The following is a 568-nucleotide window of genomic DNA, read 5'->3' as shown; positions in this document are numbered from 1 at the left end:
TCATCATTTGCAACAGGACAGCGGCGATTTTGCGATTATCATCAACAGAACATATGAGCTGAACATTAAGGAGGTGCTCAAGGATTTTTGGAATGACAGCTTTTTGACGGGAATCAAAAAAACGGCAGCTGCTGATACTGACCGCTCAGTGCCTCTCGACATTCAGCGGCGGTTTGTGATTTCCGCCTTCGCGGGCACAGCCGCATGGTGGCTTGAAAACGGCATGCCTTATCCGCCCGAATTGATGGCTGAATCGATGATCAAGATCATCCAAAAAAATTGAGCTCAAAAAAAGAGACAAAACGGGTGCTCCCGCTCTGTCTCTTCACCTATTATTTCTGTGCTGCCTTGAGCGCACGCGAGCCGATGTCCATCCGGTAAAACAGCCCCGGTTTTCTTACTCGATCCACCGCTTGATAGGCTGCTTCCCTTGCCGCATCAAACGTCTCTGCAAACGCGGTGACATTGGCGACGCGGCCGCCGTTCGTCACAAACTGATCGCCGCTTTTTTTCGTGCCTGCGTGAAAGACGACGGTCTGCTCCATGTCAGGCTCAAGCGTGCCGATCG

2 protein-coding genes are annotated in these 568 nt (G+C 51.6%); one reads left to right on the top strand and one right to left on the bottom strand.

Annotated features, from left to right (window positions below):
* The coding region (locus ACWHAR_RS30395; RefSeq protein WP_452088849.1) for a TetR-like C-terminal domain-containing protein at positions 1-283 on the top strand (283 nt) is incomplete at its 5' end.
* 49 nt (positions 284-332) lie between these two features.
* Here ACWHAR_RS30395 and ACWHAR_RS30390 read toward each other — a convergent pair.
* Positions 333-568: phosphoribosylglycinamide synthetase C domain-containing protein (locus tag ACWHAR_RS30390; protein WP_452088848.1), on the bottom strand; the 236-nt coding region annotated here is incomplete at its 5' end.

The organism is Bacillus sp. LR--39 (genome assembly GCF_053613335.1).
Note: the sequence above shows the minus strand (reverse complement) of the source record. Positions and strands in the feature narration are given on the sequence as shown.